Source organism: Lysinibacillus sp. G1-3 (genome assembly GCF_056322905.1).
Genome location: NZ_JBWHYQ010000008.1, coordinates 182,526 through 199,769, shown reverse-complemented (window position 1 = coordinate 199,769; position 17,244 = coordinate 182,526). Strand labels below are relative to the sequence as shown.

Below are 17,244 nucleotides of genomic sequence, written 5' to 3'. Positions count from 1 at the left end.
CCCCTTTTCTCCTCTTTCACTATGACTATTAATCTATATTATGTTATGATTCTGAATATTTCACAATGGGTAAAACGTAATTTACGTTCGAATTCTTCGCCTTTTTACGCAAATATGCTTGATTACTTAATGTGGGGGATTCCCATTGCTACTGGACCTATTTCCGGCGGCGTCCAGCCTTCACTCCATATCTAACAAATATGATTCCAAACTTTTAATGACGATTTTCAAATATGCATAATAGGTAAAAAAACTATCTTTCTACAAGGATATACCTTATAGAAAAATAGTTTTTTGATTTTTATCGTCATTAAAATGTTTAGACACTACCTTAGTTCTCGCCTATGATATGATTTTAATCCATATTACTAAAGCTATTAAAGTAGCGAAAAGGGTTGGGATTGTTAACATAATACCTATTTTTAAATACTGAACCCAGCCAATCTTTATTCCTTTTTGCTTCAGTATATGGAGCCATAACAATGTTGCGAGTGAGCCAATCGGCGTCATTTTAGGGCCTAAATTTGTGCCGATGACATTTGCATAAATAAGCCCTTCTTTAATAATTCCAGTTGCACTAGTTTCAGCAATAGCTAATGCATCAATCAGTACAGTTGGTAGGTTATTCATACTAGCTGACAAAATCGCTGCTACAAACCCCATCGTAATTGTCGCTACCATTAATCCTTGCTGTATAGAGTGCTCTAATAGACTTGCTAGCAATCCGGTCATTCCTACATTTTTCAAGCCGTAAACAACCACATACATACCGATAGAAAAGAACACAATATTCCACGGTGCCCCTTTCACAACTCTCTTTGTATCTACAATATGGCTACGCCGTGCTAGTAGGAAAAAGATAGCTGCTACACCACATAAAATAAATGACACTGGAATTTTGAAAAACTCACTCGTTAAGAAACCAACTAATAGAATGGCTATAGCATACCATGATAATAAAAATAATCTCGAGTCACGAATTGCAAGCTTTGGATTATCAACTGCCTCGAGTGAATATTCTTTTGGAATTGAACGGCGAAAGACAATATAAAGTACGACTATACTTGCTAGTAAAGAAACTATGTTCGGTACCAGCATATGTAGGGCATATTCCATAAATCCAATACCGAAATAGTCTGCCGACACAATATTTGTTAAATTACTAATGACTAACGGTAAGGATGTTGTGTCCGCTATAAAGCCACTTGCAATAATAAATGGAAAAATCATTTTATCGGTTAAATTCAATTTACGGATCATTGCGAGAACAATTGGTGTTAGTATTAAAGCTGCACCATCATTTGCAAATAACGCTGAAACAATAGCACCTAGACAGGAAAGGTAAATGAATAAGCGTATACCACTTCCCTTTGCCACTCGTGCTATATGTAAGGCAGACCATTCAAAGAATCCTATTTCGTCTAAAATAAGTGAAATAAAAATAATTCCTATAAACGAGAACGTTGCATTCCAAACAATCCCCGTCACCTCAACAACATCTTGCCAGGTAACAACTCCGAGCGTTAACGCAATTGCAGCACCAAAACAAGCAGACCAGCCGATTGATATTTTACGTGGCTGCACTATTACAAAAAATAAAGTTATTAAAAATATGGCAATCGCTAAAAGAGCTTGCACAGATTTCCTCCCTGCCTCCGGTGGATGTTTGGACACCCGCAGAAGTTAAAAACCAGTAGCTTTATTCGCTACTGGTTTCATATGTTTATATTATTCGCCTAAATCAGCGTTATGGTAGACGTTTTGGACATCCTCTAAATCTTCTAATGCATCAATTAATTTTTCAAATTTCGCAATGTCGTCCCCAGTTAATTCTACTTCTGTTTGCGGAAGCATTGAAAGCTCCGCTACTGTAAATTCTTGAACGCCTGCTGCTTTTAGTGCTTCTTGTGCAGCAAAAAATTGATCTGGCTCTGCATAAATGATGACAGCCTCATCTTCTTCAAGAATATCACGAGCATCAACATCTGCTTCCATTAAAATTTCAAGAACTTCATCTGCTGATTTACCTTCTAAACCAATAACCGCTGTTGAATCAAACATGTAGGCAACAGAACCACTGACACCCATATTCCCATTATTTTTACCAAATGCTGCACGTACATCAGAAGCTGTACGATTAACATTATTCGTTAAAGCATCAACGATTAACATAGTGCCTGCTGGTCCGAAACCTTCATAACGTAATTCGTCGAAGTTTTCATCGCCGCCACCCTTCGCTTTATCAATTGCTTTTTCAATAATATGTTTAGGAACGCTATATGTTTTTGCACGCTCAAGAACAACTTTAAGAGCACGGTTTGATTCAGGATCTGGCTCGCCTGATTTAGCTGCCACATAAATTTCGCGTCCAAATTTTGCATTGATACGACTTGTGCTTTGGTCTTTAGACGCTTTCTTTTCTTTAATATTGTTCCACTTACGACCCATTGTTTCCACTCTCTTTCAAATTATAAGTTGTTTATCAATTACGCCTTTGCGTAATTGCGTCCGGAGGCTTTATCTTCATTTATACACCTTTGAATAGGAGTGACAATTTCGCTCACCTTATATAGAGGAAGATCTACCGCTGAATGAAGATAATCATAGATGCACAGTTGTTCATCATTAAATGGTGATTAAATACTTTTCGTATCTTTACTCTGAAAATAATAACACAAATGATGCTTACAAAGCTAGATATGCCAATGTTTAAGATCATTTTCTGAAGCCATATAATGGTTGGTTGATTTCCGTTCCGACTGGGCGCTTACAGCTTGTATTGTCCTTTGATTTTTTCTAATAATGCATGACAGCCTTCTAAAACTAAATCATAGGTTTCTTGGAAATCTCCTGTATAGTACGGATCAGGCACGTCTTTTCGATGGTCAGTTAAATCTAAAAAGCGAAAGATCTTTGTGGAATCCAGATTCCCTAGCATCGTTCGGATATTACGTATATTGCTTTCATCCATGCCAATAATGTAATCAAAATTTTCAAAGTCAGCCTTTTGTAATTGTCGGCCTTGCATCCCTTTCGTTGAGATGCCATATTCTTTTAGCTTACCTTGTGTTCCTCTGTGTGGAGGATCTCCAATATGCCAAGAGCTTGTTGCAGCCGAATCTACCTCGACTTTATGACTCAAATGCTCTTTCTCTACCAAATCACGCATGACCGCTTCAGCCATTGGTGATCGACATATATTCCCCAAACATACAAAAAGTACTCGAATCATTTTTATGTCCTCCTACAATCAATCTCACCTTGGCGTATCGTAGCTGTCGCTACAGTAAGCATTCGCCAAATGTAGATAAAGCACTCAAAATCAATCGATTCTGAGCGCCTTTTAAGTTATCCCATATTACTAGCTGTAAGCTACTACTTCAAAATGATGTGAAGATAATAGTTTGGGTTCTTCACATAGAGGGTTTACCTCTGAATGGTGTTTCACTTTATTTCTTTTTTGCTGCAACTCGCTTCTCTAATTCTTCAGTTAATGCTACTAATTCATGCTCAAGGCGATTTGTAAATTCCTCACGCCCTTCTTTACCTTTACCCGTTACGTAAAATGGCTCGCCATAAATTAGATAACCTTTACCACGTTTAAAGACATCACCGGCATTACGCGCACCAATGTAAGCAGCTGGTACAATTTGTGCTTTTGACAATTGTGCTATTGTAATCGCACCTTGCTTTAAATCCGATCCTTCCGCATTTCGCGTACCAGATGGGAATATCCCAACAATTTTTCCCTCTTTCAATAGCTGCGATGGAATTTTAATAACGCTTGGACCTGGATTGTCACGGTCGACTGGAAAGGCATTTAAACGCTCTATCAGCCAGCCAATACCCTTTATATCAAACAATTGCTTTTTAGCCATAAAGTTAATTTCTCGAGGGTATACAGCAACACCAAGATTTAAAATATCAACATAGCCCGTATGTGTACATGCAATAATAAACCCACCTTCCTTCGGTAAGTTTTGTTCTTCATATACACGCGCTTTTGAGCCTGTTAATTTTAAGATCACTTTTACAACATTTGCTATAAATTTATACACTGTTTCATTCCTACCTTATTCAATAGTTATCCCCATTGTAATCGAAAAGACCAGTATACTGCAATTGCAGGTGAAAATATCTAGACTCTTCCCACTAATACATCAACATCAATCGTAATTTCATGTAACAGGATAGTGGATCCTTCTTTTTTATGCCAGCCCATTGGTGTCATTTCCAGCAGTGCTGGTACAAGCTCTGTAGCTAGCGGTACCGTATATGTAATACGTTCTACACTAACATCGGTGAAGCTTTCTTTAAAACGAGCAACTATTTGTTCATTCGAATACGACTCTTTAGTAGAATCCGCATATAATTGCGCTCGAAGCTCATGTAAGTACCCACTTTGAGGTACAACCTTAACAACACAACCATTGTGAGTTAATAGACGTTTAAATTCTTCATAATTGGCAGGCGATAAAATATTTAATATGGCATCGAAGCTCGACCTTGCAAATGGACTTTTCGCTAAATCACCAACACACCACATTTGCTCTGGATAATGTCGAGATGCAGCAAGGATACCTTCCTTCGCTATATCAATACCAATTCCTATCCCATGTTTCTTTGCCATAATACGAGCTAAATGCGAACCTTCACCACATCCCGTATCAAGTACGGTTTCTGCATTAGCAATTAGCTCTCCGATTTTATCTTCTACTACATCATAAATCCCACTATCAATAATCGCTTTTCGTGATTCAAACAGCTCTTTGCTATACTTAGAAACGGCACCATGTGTCAGCATATTAATGTAGCCCTGTTTGGCAATATCGAAAGAATGATTTGAGGAACATACTAATCTACCTTGTTCAAAAACATCCATTGACTCCTGACAAATTGGACAAGCAAAAAGCTTTATATTTTTATCCATTAACGCTGCTCCTGCAGCTCTTTTAGAAAGTGCCCCCATTAATTTTCCTCCTTCGGTTCTGTAGGTGAAACAAGTGCAAAGCGCTCCCACTTACGACTTCTCCATCTAAAGTATACGATAATAGCTCGCATCCATTCATCTGCCGCAATCGCTAGCCAAATACCTACTAACCCCCAATTTAAAACGAATACAAACAAGTATCCGAGTGGGAGACTCATACATACCATTGATAAGAAACCAATTTTCAATGGAAATCTTGCATCCCCTGAGGCACGCAGCGAGTTAATAACTACAATATTCATTGTTCGCCCTGTTTCAAGGAGAATACTTAATGCTAGGACAGATGCTCCGATGGCAATTATCTCTGGATTATCTGTAAAAACGTGCATAAGTTGCTTACGGAATATCGTTACAACTGCAACCATTGTGATTGTAAAAGCAAAAGCTGCGCGTACACTTGTCCAAAGTTGATGATAAGCTTGATCCTTTTTACCAGCACCAACACTTCGTCCAATAATTATAGCCGTACCTGTTCCGATGGCAATTGCAAATAAATACGTAAACATCGAAATATTCATGGCATATTGTCTCGCCGCAAGTGTCTCTGCGCCTAAGTAAGTCGCATAATAAAGGAAGACAATCTGACAAAACTGATAAAGCACCTGCTCAAATGCTGAAGGTAAGCCTATATTTAATATTTTTTGAACATATTCCTTTGAATACTTGAAATAATATTCTAGCTTCACTCTTACTTCCATGACTTGATACAACAGCCAGAAAAACACAAGAACTGCCAAACCACGGCTTACCACTGAGGAAATAGCTGCACCTTTTACACCTAACTCCGGTAATCCTAAGTTACCAAAGATTAAACCGTAGTTTAAGATAACGTGTAGCACATTCATACCTAGTGATACATACATCGTTTGCTTTGTCCATCCATGTACACGGATAATTGCTGCTAAAGCATTTATAATAGCCTGTAAGAAAATAAAGCTTCCGATGATTACCAAGTAGCTTTGAGCGTATTTAAGCACTTCCCCTTGCAAGTTCATCATAGTCATTAAATGACTTGAAAAGAAGAAAAATAAGATACTCATCATTAGTCCAACAACCAAATTCATCGTAACTGCTAAAGCGGAAATCTTCGCAGCCTCAATAAATCGCCTTGAACCTAAATATTGAGATACAACAATGGAAGCACCATTACCAACTACCTCAAGTATTAAAATTGCAATATGAATATATTGATTGGCTGCACCAACTCCTGATACAGCATTATCTGATAAAGCACTGAGCATAAAAGTATCGGCTAGTCCCATTAACATAAATAAAAATACTTCTAAAAATATCGGCCATGTTAAATGGAATAAACTTAACCTATCTGTCTCTTTAATATCACTTTCTTTTAATATATCTGCCAATACTTTCCACTTCTCCTAATCGTTTCATAAAGATTTTTACGGGCTGCCCAACTTTCAACTACCTTCTTTACCATCTATACAGATAAATTACTGCCCAATCAATTATGCCTCGGCATAATTTCGTCCGGAATGGCTTTGTGCTTAGGCCTGCAGGTGTTTTTTGTGCGAAAGCGAAGCGGCAACAACACGAGGGCCGACACGATGTCGGTCATTTCCGTAATGCCACAGGACGTGGCGCTCTTAGACTGAGTTCCTCTATTTCAGCGGGTGTTTGGACACCCGCTGAAATAAGTTAAAAATATATAGTATCTTATCATAGATTTTTAGGCTGTAAAGAATTTTTATAATGAAACACCTAATTATACCTTGGCATAATGCTTCCATAAGCTTTTTGGCCAATATGAGTTAAAAGATTATGCAAAGATAATACAATACGCAAAAAATCCCTCTCACAATTTTATGTGAAAGGGTTTCTTATCATAGTAAACAATAATCCTTCAATTGCTTACGTTTTTCAGTTGTTAACCCAAACTCTTGCTCTAAAAAAGCTGTCTTAGAGCCATATCGGTTATCCATTGCATCAAATGCTGCTTGTAGATAGTCTTCACGGGCAGACATTAACGCATAAAATTGCTGTAATTCTTGATCGCTATAATCTTGCTGAATTGTTAGAGCCATTCGTTCGACTAAGGGACGTAAATGTACATTTGTATCTAAATAATCCTCCATGATCGTCTCCTCAGGGACATCTAAAGCAAGTAAAATAAGCGCACTGCCAATACCTGTTCGATCCTTCCCGACTGCACAATGATGAACAAGCCCTAAATTTCCAGGTTGTTGAATCGTTGCTATTAACTCTTTGAACGATGCATTATTAAAAGGCATTTGTGCATAAAATTCTCGAAACATCTCCGTGCTTACAACCTTATAAAAATCTTTCCCACCAGCGTTTGTGGGCATCTCAAAAGCATGATTTCCTTTAGCTGGTATTTGAATATAATTGGCATATGGGAATATCGGATTAGGATTATTTTGAGCCTCATGGTTGTCTCGATAATCAAAAATTGTTTTCACACCTAACGTTTCAAAGCGCTCTTTATCTGATTTCGTCATTTTACCAAGTGCTGCTGAGCGATAAATCAAACCATTCTTAACAGCACGCCCATCTCTCGACTTATAACCACCCATATCCCGAAAATTATAAACTTCCTCAAACGGAATAATATTCATATCAAACTGTTTCACTGACTACACCCCTCCCTGTTAGTAAGCATACTTATCTCTATTTTATAGAACAATTCGATATAATACCAATTTTCGCACTAGGGGATGTCATATACTTCTTAGACCAACGAGAGATTTATTTGGGGGTGTTTCTCTATTGGGGCAGAGCAGTTATCCACTTTATTCTTTCTCTTTCTCAACCAAGCGGAACAGTTATCCACTTCACCCGTTCTCTTTCCCACCTAAGCGGAGCAGTTATCCACTTTACCCGTTCTCTTTTCCACTCAAGCGGAGCAGTTATCCACTTTACCCGTTCTCTTTCCCACCTAAGCGAAGCAGTTATCCACTTTACCCGTTCTCTTTTCCACCCATGCGGAGCAGTTATCCACTTTACCCGTTCTCTTTTCCACCCAAGCGGAGCAGTTATCCACTTTACCCGTTCTCTTTTCCACCCATGCGGAGCAGTTATCCACTTTATTCTTTCTCTTTCCCACCCAAGCCGAGCAGTTATCCTTTTTATCCATCAAAAAAGCTGCCCTTGATAAAGGACAGCTCAAAACACTATTTTTCAATATCAATTATTTAAATAACTCAGGGTATACTGCTTTTGCGATTAACTCAACAGCTTCGCCAATACGCGGACCTGGACGACTTGAAATATCATTATCTATATAATAAACCGCTTTATTTTGAATGGCCGTGATTAAATTCCATCCATCACGAGAAAGGATTTCTGCTTCTGGATTTTCCACATAGTTTTTGTTTACTGTTGATAAAATGACATCTGGGTTTTTCGCAATGACATCTTCCTCAGATACCTTTTTCCAGCTTTGGAGGTCATCAAAAACGTTTTTAACATTTGCAACATTTAAAATTTCTTGTTGGAATGTACCAGAACCAGCTGTATATATATCTGGCTTTGGACTAATTTCTAAGTAGATTTTTTTTGGATCTTTCACATCTTTAACTTTCGCTTGGACATCTGCAATTTTAGCTTTAATATCTTCATTTAACTTTTCGCCTTTATCTTTGATGCCCATAACCGTTGCAACTTGTTCGATATCCCCATAAACATCATCAAATGATTTAGCTGACTGAATGGCAAACACTTTAACACCCGCATCTTCAAGAGTTTTTAATGCATTTAAATTGTCAGCATCTAATCCAGTTGTATAGGCAATAACAACATCTGGCTGTAACGCTAAAATACGCTCACTATTGAATATTTCAGAATTAGAGACGCGCTCAATTTTTTGCGCTTCTTCTGGATACGTATCATACACAGTCGCACCAACTATTTTATCACCCACACCTAGAGCAAATAAAATCTCTGTATTACTCGGTTGTAATGAAACAATAGTTTTAGGTACTGCATTAAACTCAACTTCTACACCACGGTCATCCTTAACTTTATAGCGAGTAGTTTTCTCAACTTGTTGATCTTCTTTAGAAACAGCATCTTTATTTGTATCTTCTTTCGTGCCACAGCCAACTAATACAAGTGCCAACATCAACACAGAAAGCCATTGTAGCTTAAACATTTTCTTCATTTCATTAATTCTCCTTTTTCTTTTTCATCGGGTATGACTTACTAATAAACGGTATTTCAGCAATACCAGCATGCTGATTCATATAGACAGCCATTACAAAAAATACATTGGCTAGCAATCCTAAATAATCAAAGAGAATAGCTGGTACTTCGCGTTCTTCAGATACTTTGTGCAAAACACGGTATGATTTTTTCGCTTCACTACGACATAAATGTAATACAGAAGCTGCATCTGTTCCTTGAGGTAATACAAAGTTTTGTATTTCCTCTTTAACATGACTAACATAGAAATCATAGCGATCACTAAGCCGAGTCAAATCATCTTCGGTTACAGCTAATTTACCTCGAACCGAGCCATTTACATGGTAAGCCATTGGCAAAATGGCTAGTAAATCAACTGCTACTACCTCTACCGTTTCTTTTTTAACCGCCGCCAATGCTACACCAATATGTGTTGTTAGGCTATCCGTTCGAATTTCAAAATCTACTGTAGATGCCTTTTCACGCATAAATGGATAACAAGAATAACGTGCATCTTTTTTCAAATATAAATCCCCGCTTTCCTTCATGAAAAATTCTTACCTTAATAACACCTCGGCTTACACCAGGTGAATTATAAGCGCATAAAAAAACGTTGTTCCCACTCCTAAGGAAACAACGAAAAATAGCATAAATAGTGTCGCATAAATACGACATAGCCTATGTATTTGCCGCATATTCTCCTAGCTTCCGAAGAGTTTCTATACGTTCAAACAAAGGTCGGTCTCCTGGCTTGTACAGCTCACTACGTTCATAAAAAACCTTCCCATCGGATAATTCGACAGTGGTATATTTTTACGACTTCTGTACTTACAGTTGCGGAAACAGCTCCGGTTTTTCACCGAATTCCCGATTATGCTATAGTTTAGCACCTTTATTCTGCAAGAATTATTCACTTGTTATGCAGTTTATCATAGATTGATAGGAAAAAATAGCTGTGGAATTTTAGAATAAACAACGATGGATAAAAATCATGCAGGTATTACCGTATGCACGCGGATATATTCACTGCCCCATTGGGTATTCATCCTGCTCGTGCAAATATTTATTATGCCTCATAAATTAAAGCATTTAATTTTTTTATACGTTATAAAAACTATTTCTCATAATGAAAGAATTTGCAAAAAATAGTCATTAACTTTTATCGGATGGCATTTTTATATTTCTTTTTGGATTTAACATCTTTCTCTTCCTCAATTAAACGCTGTGCAATTTTTAGTAGTTTTGGGTCATTTGTTGCATCGAATAGCTTTTTAAAGGATACAATAATATCATAGCGTATTAATGTCGGGTGCTTTTCGTCTAAGCATGTTTGATATCTTTTAGCCAAATATGATACGACTAAATCTCTTTGTACCTGCCCCGCTAAGCCTATTTTCCAAATCGCCTGTAAAGTATGCCTCACAGTGACTGTTTCTTCATCATACGTTACTGCCCAAATCTTTAAGAAGTCCTCTAATACTCTTTCTTCAGGATCACTTTTTGCTGCCAGTGCGCATAAAAATTGTGCAGCACTTGCACGTATATGTCCATTTTTGTATGTAAGAGTTTGAACTAGTTGTTCCCAAACTGAATAGGTCCAATCAACTGGTTCCTGCATAATTTTCATTAATTCTTCGTATGATTTGTATTGAATATCACGGTCACGCTCTGTTAAATTACTAAAAAGTTGCAAAATCTCTTTTTCCATGATTCATCCCTACCTTTATTGTTTCAGAACGTAAAAAATAGTGTACTTGTAAGTGTTATCTCATTTACCATCATGCGTTACTTTGCTACTACAAAATAAAAGCCTCATATAATTGTAATTTCAGAGCAAAATCCCCGATTGTATATTTCAAAATTATCAGAAATGACATTCATTATGCAAGAATCTTTTCTTTTAGCTATATGAAGATAGAGGAATACTCGTTAGGATTATCATTGGAGTTATCTCACTTATTAGCCTTCGATTGAGTCCAAGCAAAATACGTAATAACAAAAAATTGATGCTAATTCTTTTTTCGGCTGTATTATCATTTTTATAACTGGGGCTATAGTTGTAAAAATATCTACCTATGTAAATTTATTCATTACAAAAGTTATTTTACTCATTATTGACCGAGTAGTCGAGCCTAAATTAATGAATAACATTATATGTTTGCCTAATAGGTTTAATCGTAGAATCTTAACTATAGTTTAAACAGTTGATAATTTCCAGTACCGCCAAATAATGAAAAAAGGTTATCTTTGTAATTTCTTTTACAAAGATAACCTTTTCGCTATTTAAATCGTCTATATAATAGTACGGCTTATTAAATACGACCGAAGCCTACTAAATATTGATTCCACCAATCAAGTGATTCAATGACAACACCTTTATTTTGAGCATCAATCATTGTGTTGTTCCCTAAGTAAATACCTACATGCGCTATACCCGAACCATAGCTGAAGAATACTAGGTCACCTACACGTGCTTCACTTGCTGAAATACGTTGTGTTGCTAAATATTGTTGTGATGCTGTACGTGGTAAAGATACGCCTGCTTGTTTGTAAGACCATTGTACAAGACCTGAACAGTCAAATCCTGTCGATGGGTTACTACCGCCCCAAACATAGCTACGACCTAGGAATTGTTTCGCAACTGAAATAGCATCACCTGAAGATGCAGTGCCTGCTCCTGAACCAACAACCACATTTTGTGAAGATTTTTCATTGTTAGCTTTGCCACTATTATTAGCATTGCTATTGCTATTATCGTTAGTGTTAGTGCTAGTGTTTGTTGCTTGTACAACTGGAGTAGCTGCTTGAAGTGCACGTAAACGAGCTGCCTCTTCCTCTGCTGCTTTACGTTCTGCTTCTAAACGCTCTTCTTCTTGTTTCGTTGCAATTTGTGCTTTTAATGCAAGAGATTTTGCTTCATTTTCAGCTTTTTTCACTTCCATTTCGCTTTCCTTCTGTTGAAGCTCTTGGAATTGCTTTTGAAGCTCTTTTTGTTTTTCATCTAATGTTGTTTTTTGTTTCTCTAAGCTAGCCTTATCTGCTTCTTGTTGATCTACTAATTCTTGGTCAGCATCCATTAATGTTTTTACCGCTACGACACGGTCCATTAAATCTGCAAAACTTTTTGATTCAAGAACAGCGTTTAAATAAATACCTACAGTATTATCTTGAGCTTGATATGCAGCCATACGGTCACTTAAAATCGCTGAACGTTGCTCAATACGTTTTTTAGTGTCTACAATATTTGCATCAACTTCTTTAATGTCCGCCTGTACTTTGTTAAATACTTTTACTTTTTCATCGATCTCTTTTTGTAGGTTTTTTAGCTCTTCGTGTAGCTTTTTAACCTCTGTATCTATTTTAGCTTTCTTATCAATCATTTGTTGAGATGTTTCTTCTGCGTGCACTTGAGTTGGTTGAACTGTATTAAATAATAAGCCGCCCGCTAATGCTAATGCTAGCACCATCGACTTACGCCATTTATTGCGCTTACCCACGTTATTCTTTCCCTTCACTAGTCAATTTCGTTCGTAGAATTTTAATGTACTCATTGGAACGATTTCTTTTATTTTTTCTTATATTTTATTAGCCTTTTAAAGTTTAGCACTATTAGCATAACTTTTATACTATTTCGCGCCTTTTTAATGGTTTAGTAAAACTCGCAACATTCTTGTAATATTTACTTAAATCCCGATAAATTCTACAAAATTACGTTTTATTCTACATATCAACGTTTTTGACTACTTTACCCTTAGTCCTACTCTCTGTTTTGTAATGTTTTTGTAATATTTCTAGAAAACATTTTTAACATAAAAAAAGGTAAGGGAACATTTTCCCCTACCTACAAATAATGTGTAACCATAAACAAAGATTGATTTCTCTCCAAGTTGGCGCTTCTATTGCTTCATGGCACGAAGCGCTTGGATAGAAAGCCGTACTAACAGAATGGCACATAGAAATAACCCTAAGTATGCTGCTGTATTTAAATAGATCGCATACGTGTCATGAATAAATTGTGAAATGGCTAAAAGTGCTACTGAAATAATGCCAAAGGTAATACCAACGAGAAGTAAGACGAAACGGGAAAACAGATTGGTAATAAAACGAGCATTATCCTCATCTGAAAAAACATCGTGATGTAAGATAATTTTCCCACTTTCTACACGTTGAATAAGCTGGTCGACTCTTCTTGGCATTTTGCGCAATGTCGGAATAAGCATGGATAATTCTTCTTGTAAACGTTCCTTTGTTGCCATCGGTTCTTTAAATGGCTTCAGGAAGGATGCCCGCATATATGCGGATGAAAAATCTTTCGCTTCCGTAAAAATATCAAAGCTTGGGTCAATTACCCGTAGTGTGCCATCCAGTGTTACTAAGGAACGCAGTGCTAAACCTACTGCGGGATAGAAAGCAAGACCAAAATCACGAACAACTGTAAATAACGCATGTATCAATTCCTCTGTCGGAATCCGATCCACGTAAGAGATTTTCAAGAGAATTTGATCTATGGCTTGCTCCATCTTTGCACGGTCTGCATGGCCCGAATTTTCAACCAATAGTGTTAAGCCATCATATAAAACACTTGCATCATTTAGCTGAATTCCCATTAAAAATAGCTTTAAACCCTCTTGCTGTGTAGCTCCCAAACGGCCAACCGCTCCAAAATCAAGCAGTATTGGTGTGCCATCCGTCTCATCAATATGAATATTCCCCGGATGTGGATCTGCATGGAAAATACCAGAAAGAAGCATCTGCTCAAAGAAGGAATATAAAACAGTCCGTGCAAACTGCTTACGATCACTTTCAAATTGGTTAAATTCAGCTATAGCATTTGCAACACTTTTTCCTCGTACATATTCCATGACAATAATATTTTCATTACAATATTCTGTATAGATTTTAGGAATCCGCACCTTATAATCGCTTTTGGCAAGTGCCTTTGTCACCTGCAATGTATTTCGAACCTCAATATCTAAATGGATTTCCTCGCGTAATCCATCTGCAAATCCTTTTGCAAGTTCTCGAAAACCAAGTGACTCAGCCCATGTAGACTTGTTCGAAAGCCAATTAGCGAATTCCTCCAAAATGTCGAGATCGTCTCGCATAATCCCCTTCACTTCTGGACGCAGTAGCTTTACCACGACTTCATCAAAATTTTTCAATCGCGCCTTATGTACTTGTCCAATGGATGCTGCCGCAATAGGCTCCATTTGAAAGTTTGAAAATATTTCATTCATAGGCTTCGGAAGTGAATCTTCTAAAATTTGTGTTACCTGTTCTGGTGGTAAAGGCTTCACACTATCTTGTAGCCTCTCTAACTCGGCAATAAAGATAGGAGAAAATAGTTCCTTACGAGTGGAAAGTACTTGACCAAATTTAATAAATATCCCACCACATTGTTCCAAAGTTACTCTTAAAGCAATGGCAAGCTCTTTTTCATTTTCACGTTGTCTTGCGTATTTAATCGTTTGAACAACGCCATTTGTCACCGCTATTTTCAATACATGACGCAAGCGCTTTTGTTGTCGCCAGTAGCTTCGAAGGCGCATGAATAAATTTTTTTGCCCATTACGATGATCTGTAGCCCTCATACCGCTTGGGTCGAAAAGCTCAAAAACGAGATAGAGCAACATCGAAATTAGTAGCATGCTACCAATCCAAATAAGTGTGCTGACCTCTGTCACTGTTTGCATCATCGGTTCGTATAAAAAATCTGTATGACGTAAATACGTATACCAATAAACGAAGGACGTTAGCGTCACACTAATGACTACAGAAAGAACCCTACGTATAAAATTAATATTTGAACCAATTAATCGGCCACTGACAAAATAAATAAGTCCTGATACAACAATGATTTGGATTAAAAATTTCAAAAAAATCAACAGCGTCACCTCCGATACCACTTCCTAATACCGCTAGTATAACAAATGTAAGGCTCATCATCCTTACGCAGGGGTCACTTCCCTCCCTTAGAAGGCTCTGATTTCCGCTACGTGCTACTCGCTTTGTCGCTGACGCTTCGCTTTCGCGCAGAGCAAGGCTTCCTGCGAGAGTCGAGTAGCCCTTTGCTACAATCAGTTAAAATAGTCATATTTTACTGATATACCCAACTTTTAGTGATAAGCAAATCCGGTTACTTAATTTCTTTTACTAAGTTTATCTCCAAAATTTTGTCTATTTGTTTACTTCTTTAGTATTTATCCACGTACAATGATTTTTACTCAGTAATTTTCGTTGATAAAATACCCAAAGGGGTATATAATTCACTTAAAGCAATATTTATCCACAGTTTTATTCATTATCGACACAAGAAAAGTCTTGATTTATCCACAACATACCCCGTTATGTATATTACAAGAAAAGGATGTGCTTACTCATGAGTAAAAAATTTTTAGTTATCGGTGGTGTCGCAGGCGGTGCCTCGACCGCTGCACGTATTCGTCGACTCGATGAACAGGCTGAGATTATAATGTTTGAAAAAGGAGCGAACGTTTCATTTTCAAATTGCTCTTTACCATTTCATCTTAGTGGAATTGTTGATAACAGCGACAAATTAATCTTAATGACACCTCAAGCCTTTCAAACAAAATACAAGATTGAAGCACGTGTTAATCAAGAAGTTTTACATATTAACCGAAAAGATAAAAGCATTACTGTAAAGGATTTAACTACTGACACTGAGTATGAAGAAAGCTACGATACATTAGTGTTATCTCCTGGCGCGAGTCCAATTGTTCCAATCTTAGACGGCGTTCATTCTTCACACGTTTTTACTGTTCGTAACGTCGTGGATATTAACCGTTTAAACAGTTATATCCAAAGCGATGACATACAGGATATCGCTGTTATCGGTGGCGGATTTATAGGCGTGGAGGTTGCAGAAAATTTACGACTTGCCGGTTTTAATGTCTCACTCGTTGAGTTTAGTCAACAAATCATGACGCCATTTGACTATGATATGGCACAAATATTACACAAAGAAATGATGGATAAAGGCATTAATGTCATCGTCAATGACGGCCTAGCTAAAGTTACGGCAGATTATGTAGAATTGAATTCAGGTAAACAATTGAAAGCACAAGCTGTTGTATTAGCTATCGGCGTTCGTCCCGAAATCTCTTTAGCGAAAGAAGCCGGACTGGCAATAGGTGAACTTGGCGGCATTCAAGTTGATGCTAATTACGCAACATCCGATCCTTCTATATACGCTGTGGGCGATGCTATAGAAGTATTCCATCAGCTAACTCATAAACAAACTCGCTTGGCACTAGCAGGCCCAGCGCAACGACAAGCACGAGCAGCAGCTAACCATATGTACAATATACCTCAACAAAACAAAGGAGTTATCGGCTCTTCAAGCGTGCAAATTTTCGATTACACGTGTGCCACAACGGGCTTAAACGAAAAAACAGCGCTCGCACATGGCTTTCAAGCCAAAAGCGTGTACTTGATCGCACCAGACAAAGTTGGTTTAATGCCAAATAGTAACCCACTTCATTTTAAACTTGTTTACGAAGTGCCGACTGGGAAGATTCTCGGTGCGCAAGCGATTGGAAAAGGCAATGCTGACAAACGCATCGACGTTATTGCAACTATGATAACAATGAAAGGCACATTAGAAGACTTAAAAGAGCTAGAGCTATCATATTCTCCAATGTTTAACACCGCACGCGACGTTGTTAATTTAGCTGCACTCGTTGCTCAAAACCAGTTATATGGTCATTATAAACAAGTAAAAGTTGACGAAGTTAGAGATCTCGTTGAAAATAATGCCTATTTCTTAGATGTCCGCGAAAGAAATGAATTCGAGGCAGGTCATCTCATTCATGCGCATAATATTCCGTTAAGTGAGCTCCGCGAACGTTTGGATGAGATTCCACAAGATAGACCCGTTTACGTACATTGCCGATCTGGCCAGCGAAGTTACAATGCTGTAATGACCCTCCAGAACAATGGTTTCTCTAATGTCTTTAATGTCGCTGGATCCTTCCTCGGTATTTGCTTGTATGAATATTTCACTGATGCAACAACTAACAGAGATAAAATTGTCACGGCCTACAATTTTAAATAACATGAAAGGGATGCCGCTAGTT

At 37.6% G+C, this 17,244-nt stretch carries 13 protein-coding genes and 1 riboswitch; of the genes, 1 reads left to right on the top strand and 12 read right to left on the bottom strand.

Annotated elements, in window-relative coordinates; all coding sequences use genetic code 11:
• Window positions 1–342: 342 nt before the first annotated feature.
• The 12 genes from ACVYAD_RS10490 to ACVYAD_RS10435 all read right to left on the bottom strand — a co-directional run bounded on the left by ACVYAD_RS10490 (window position 343) and on the right by ACVYAD_RS10435 (window position 15,033).
• Window positions 343–1,638 (bottom strand): arsenic transporter, encoded by a 1,296-nt coding sequence (locus tag ACVYAD_RS10490; protein ID WP_476426295.1) that lies wholly within the window; start codon window positions 1,636–1,638, stop codon window positions 343–345.
• A 90-nt stretch (window positions 1,639–1,728) separates the two neighbouring features.
• Window positions 1,729–2,448 carry a YebC/PmpR family DNA-binding transcriptional regulator gene (locus ACVYAD_RS10485; protein ID WP_349659345.1) on the bottom strand — a complete coding sequence of 240 codons (720 nt, stop codon included), beginning with the start codon at window positions 2,446–2,448 and terminating at the stop codon, window positions 1,729–1,731.
• 319 nt (window positions 2,449–2,767) lie between these two features.
• On the bottom strand, window positions 2,768–3,232 hold the full coding sequence (locus ACVYAD_RS10480) for a low molecular weight protein-tyrosine-phosphatase (protein WP_349659346.1): 465 nt from the start codon (window positions 3,230–3,232) through the stop codon (window positions 2,768–2,770).
• Between the two features lie 217 nt (window positions 3,233–3,449).
• Entirely contained in the window at window positions 3,450–4,058 is a 609-nt protein-coding gene (locus ACVYAD_RS10475; protein WP_349659347.1) for a lysophospholipid acyltransferase family protein, read from the bottom strand.
• An 80-nt stretch (window positions 4,059–4,138) separates the two neighbouring features.
• On the bottom strand, window positions 4,139–4,969 hold the full coding sequence (locus ACVYAD_RS10470) for a putative RNA methyltransferase (RefSeq protein ID WP_476426294.1): 831 nt from the start codon (window positions 4,967–4,969) through the stop codon (window positions 4,139–4,141).
• Entirely contained in the window at window positions 4,969–6,345 is a 1,377-nt protein-coding gene (locus ACVYAD_RS10465; RefSeq protein ID WP_476426332.1) for an MATE family efflux transporter, read from the bottom strand. The genes ACVYAD_RS10470 and ACVYAD_RS10465 overlap by 1 nt, the downstream gene beginning before the upstream one ends.
• Before the next feature lie 486 nt (window positions 6,346–6,831).
• A complete protein-coding gene (locus ACVYAD_RS10460; protein WP_476426292.1) occupies window positions 6,832–7,599 on the bottom strand; it encodes a tyrosine-protein phosphatase in 768 nt (255 codons plus the stop codon).
• A 557-nt stretch (window positions 7,600–8,156) separates the two neighbouring features.
• The gene (locus ACVYAD_RS10455; protein WP_476426291.1) at window positions 8,157–9,128 is read right to left on the bottom strand and encodes an ABC transporter substrate-binding protein; all 972 of its coding nucleotides are present in this window, start codon (window positions 9,126–9,128) and stop codon (window positions 8,157–8,159) included.
• Between the two features lie 4 nt (window positions 9,129–9,132).
• Window positions 9,133–9,672, bottom strand: coding sequence for a hypothetical protein (locus ACVYAD_RS10450; protein WP_476426290.1), 540 nt, complete (start codon window positions 9,670–9,672; stop codon window positions 9,133–9,135).
• Window positions 9,673–9,867: 195 nt separating this feature from the next.
• Window positions 9,868–10,057, bottom strand: a riboswitch (cobalamin riboswitch).
• A 250-nt stretch (window positions 10,058–10,307) separates the two neighbouring features.
• The gene (locus ACVYAD_RS10445) at window positions 10,308–10,856 is read right to left on the bottom strand and encodes a hypothetical protein (RefSeq protein WP_349659352.1); all 549 of its coding nucleotides are present in this window, start codon (window positions 10,854–10,856) and stop codon (window positions 10,308–10,310) included.
• Window positions 10,857–11,460: 604 nt separating this feature from the next.
• Window positions 11,461–12,645 (bottom strand): C40 family peptidase, encoded by a 1,185-nt coding sequence (locus ACVYAD_RS10440; RefSeq protein ID WP_476426287.1) that lies wholly within the window; start codon window positions 12,643–12,645, stop codon window positions 11,461–11,463.
• A gap of 399 nt (window positions 12,646–13,044) precedes the next feature.
• Window positions 13,045–15,033 carry an ABC1 kinase family protein gene (locus ACVYAD_RS10435; RefSeq protein ID WP_349659354.1) on the bottom strand — a complete coding sequence of 663 codons (1,989 nt, stop codon included), beginning with the start codon at window positions 15,031–15,033 and terminating at the stop codon, window positions 13,045–13,047.
• A 494-nt stretch (window positions 15,034–15,527) separates the two neighbouring features.
• Here ACVYAD_RS10435 and ACVYAD_RS10430 point away from each other — a divergent pair, with 494 nt between their 5' ends.
• On the top strand, window positions 15,528–17,222 hold the full coding sequence (locus tag ACVYAD_RS10430) for an FAD-dependent oxidoreductase (protein WP_476426330.1): 1,695 nt from the start codon (window positions 15,528–15,530) through the stop codon (window positions 17,220–17,222).
• Window positions 17,223–17,244 lie beyond the last annotated feature (22 nt).

What these genes read in the sequence shown, in the direction of transcription:
- ACVYAD_RS10485 (WP_349659345.1), bottom strand. Translation starts at nt 2,448, where the DNA reads ATGGGTCGTAAGTGGAACAATATTAAAGAAAAGAAAGCGTCTAAAGAC.
- ACVYAD_RS10445 (WP_349659352.1), bottom strand. Translation starts at nt 10,856, where the DNA reads ATGGAAAAAGAGATTTTGCAACTTTTTAGTAATTTAACAGAGCGTGAC.
- ACVYAD_RS10480 (WP_349659346.1), bottom strand. Translation starts at nt 3,232, where the DNA reads ATGATTCGAGTACTTTTTGTATGTTTGGGGAATATATGTCGATCACCA.
- ACVYAD_RS10470 (WP_476426294.1), bottom strand. Translation starts at nt 4,969, where the DNA reads ATGGGGGCACTTTCTAAAAGAGCTGCAGGAGCAGCGTTAATGGATAAA.
- ACVYAD_RS10430 (WP_476426330.1), top strand. Translation starts at nt 15,528, where the DNA reads ATGAGTAAAAAATTTTTAGTTATCGGTGGTGTCGCAGGCGGTGCCTCG.
- ACVYAD_RS10455 (WP_476426291.1), bottom strand. Translation starts at nt 9,128, where the DNA reads ATGAAGAAAATGTTTAAGCTACAATGGCTTTCTGTGTTGATGTTGGCA.